We start from the raw sequence: 2,921 nt of genomic DNA, 5'->3' as shown, positions 1-2,921 counted from the left end.
CGGCGAGCCGACGCTCACCACCGAGGGCACGGTCGGCGACTACCCGTCCAAGATCCCGATGATCGACATCGTCACGGTCGGCGCCGGCGGCGGCTCGATCGCCTGGATCTCCCCCGAGGGCACGCTCAAGGTCGGGCCGCGCTCGGCGGGCGCCGACCCCGGGCCGATCTGCTACGGCCGGGGCGCGGCGGACGTCACCGTCACCGACGCCCACGTCCACCTCGGGCGCATCCCGCCGCACCTGCTCGGCGGCGAGATCCCCCTGAACGTGCCGGCGGCCGGTGAGGGGCTCGCGGCGCTAGCCTCGGGCCTGGGCATCAAGACCGAGGCGTGCGCCACCGGCATCCTGGAGATCAGCGCCTGGAACCAGGCCAACGCCATCCGCCAGATCACCGTCAAGCGCGGCCTCGACGTACGCGACTTCCCCATGGTCGCCTTCGGCGGCTCCGGGCCGCTGCTCGTCTGCCGCCTCATCGACATCCTCGGGCTGCCCTCGGCGATCGTGCCGCGCGACCCGGGCAACCTGTCCGCGTTCGGCCTGCTCACCGTGGACGTGCGCAGCGAGTACGTGCGGACGCGCGTCACCCGCGACCCCGGGCCGCAGGAGCTGGAGGAGGTGTACGCGGAGCTGGAGGCGCAGGCCGGCGCGGCGCTCGACCGGCAGGGGTTCGCCGAGCACCGCTACGTGCGCTCGGCCGACCTTCGCTACCAGGGGCAGGCGTTCGAGGTGCGCGTCCCGGTCGGCCGCGCCGACGTCGCCGAGGTCGCCGCGCGCTTCCACGACGAGCACGAACGCCTGTACGGCTACTGCCACCGCGGCGACCCGGTCGAGTGGGTCAACCTGCGCGTCGCCGGCATCGGTCCGATCGACCGCCCGAAGCCGACGGTACGGCCGCCGGGCGACGGCGACCCCGCACGCGCCCGTACGGGCGTCCGCCGCGTCTTCTTCGACGAGTGGGCCGACGTGCCCGTGTACGCGCGCGACCGCCTCGAACCCGGTGACGTCCTGACCGGCCCTGCGGTGATCGAGGAGTTCGGATCCACGCTGCCGCTGCACCCGGGCTTTGCCGTCCGTGCGGACGGCCACGGCAACCTGGTGGTGACGCGACGGGAGCGAACCCCGGCGAGCGGGTGGCCGGGACACGAGGCCGCCCGCGCGGCCGGTGAGGAGGGCGAGTGACGATGGGCGGCGCCGATCCGGTCCTGGTGGAGATCGTGGAGGGCACGCTCGCCTCCGTCGAGAGGGAGGTCGAGACCGCGATCGCCCGTACGGCGCGCTCGCCGATGATCCGGGACGCGCACGACTTCCGCGCCGGCATCCACGACCGGCGCATGCGAAAGCTGACCGGGCGTTCGTACTCCGCCCTCGTGCAACCCGTCGTACGCGACTTCCCGATCGAGACGATGCGACCGGGGGACGTCTTCTTCCACAACGACGTCTACCTGTCCGAGGGCGGCATCGGTCATCTGCCCGACCTGTGCGTCACCGTGCCCGTGTTCTCGGGCCCGGGCCGCGGTGACGCCGACGTGGTGGCGTTCGTGCAGGCGTTCGGGCATCACGACGACATCGGGGGCGCGGTGCCGGGTTCGATGCCCTCGCACGCGCGGTCGGCGTTCGAGGAGGGCCTCATGGTCCCGCCGATCAGGCTGTGGGACCAGGGCGTGCCGAACGACGCGGCGCTGCGCATCATGACCCGCAACTCCCGGATGCCCGGCTCGCTCGCCGGCGACCTGGACGCGGAGTGCTCGGCGTGCCTCATGGGCGCGCGGCGGCTGGGCGAACTGTTCGCCCGGTACGGGCGCGCGGCGATCGAGGACTGCTTCGACGCGATCATCGACAAGACGACCGAGACGTTCCGGCGGGAGATCCTGTCCAAGATCCCCGACGGCACGCACGTCTGGGAGGACTACGCCGAGCACGACGGGGTCGACCCGCCCCGGCTGCACGCCCAGCGGATCACGCTCACCAAGTCGCCCGGGAAGCTCGTCATCGACTTCACCGGCACGTCACCGCAGGCCAAGGGGCCGATCAACCACGCGGGCGACTATGCCGACGGGGTGTTCCTGAAGAAGTGGCTGGCGCCCGTGCTGCGCAACCTCGCCGACTCGCCGGAGCGGATGGCCGAACTGGACGTCAACGAGGGCGTCGTGCCGCTGATCGAGATGCGCTTCCCCGAGAAGGGCACCCTGCTCACCCCGATCTTCCCGGCTCCGACGAACGCCCGCACGTTCGTGATCCTGCGGCTGCTCGGCGTCCTCGCGGGCGTGCTGGCCAAGGCGACCGGCGGCCGGATGCCGGCCGACCAGGAGACCATCCGCTACACCGGCGTGTACGGCGAGGACCCCGAGCCGTACCTGATGCGCGAGGTTCTCGGCGGCGGTTCCGGCGGGCGCTACTACGCCGACGGCGAGGACACGATCCACGTGGTGCCCGACTCGCGGAACATTCCGGTGGAGTTCGCCGAGGCGCGCTGGCCGTTCCGCGTCGAGCGCCTCGGCCTGGCCGTCGACTCCGGCGGGCCGGGGGAGCATCGCGGCGGGCTCGGCTACGACAAGCACATCCGGATGCTGCGCGACGCGCACTACATGTCGATCGCCGACCGTTCGATCCTGTCCTGCTGGGGCGTGAACGGCGGTCGCGCGGGGCGGCCGTTCCGCGCGGAGGTGGCGGGTGCGCCGATGGAGGGCCTCGTCGACGACCATCCGGTACGGGCCGGGGACGTGGTCCGGATCCGTACGACGGGCGGCGGCGGGTGGGGCGACCCGCTGAACCGGCCGCCTGCGACGGTGGCCGCCGACGTGCGGGACGGCAAGGTCTCGGCCGAGGGTGCGCGCGACGACTACGGGGTCGTGCTCGCCGGGACGCCGGAGGAGCCGTCCGTGGACGAGGAGGCGACCGCCGCGCTGCGGGCGCGCCTGCG

2 protein-coding genes are annotated in these 2,921 nt (G+C 73.1%); both read left to right on the top strand.

The features are described from left to right. Positions 1 to 1,180: hydantoinase/oxoprolinase family protein (locus ACFFNX_RS46735; RefSeq protein WP_378212821.1), on the top strand; the 1,180-nt coding region annotated here is incomplete at its 5' end. Positions 1,181 to 1,182: 2 nt separating this feature from the next. After that, positions 1,183 to 2,921, top strand: a 1,739-nt coding sequence (locus tag ACFFNX_RS46730) for a hydantoinase B/oxoprolinase family protein (protein WP_378212822.1), incomplete at its 3' end; no start/stop codon positions are given.

The sequence above is a fragment of the Actinoallomurus acaciae genome, assembly GCF_042429965.1.
Classification (GTDB): Bacteria; Actinomycetota; Actinomycetes; order Streptosporangiales; family Streptosporangiaceae; genus Actinoallomurus; species Actinoallomurus acaciae.
The sequence above is the reverse complement of the archived record's forward strand: the minus strand, read 5'-3'. Positions and strand labels throughout refer to the sequence as shown.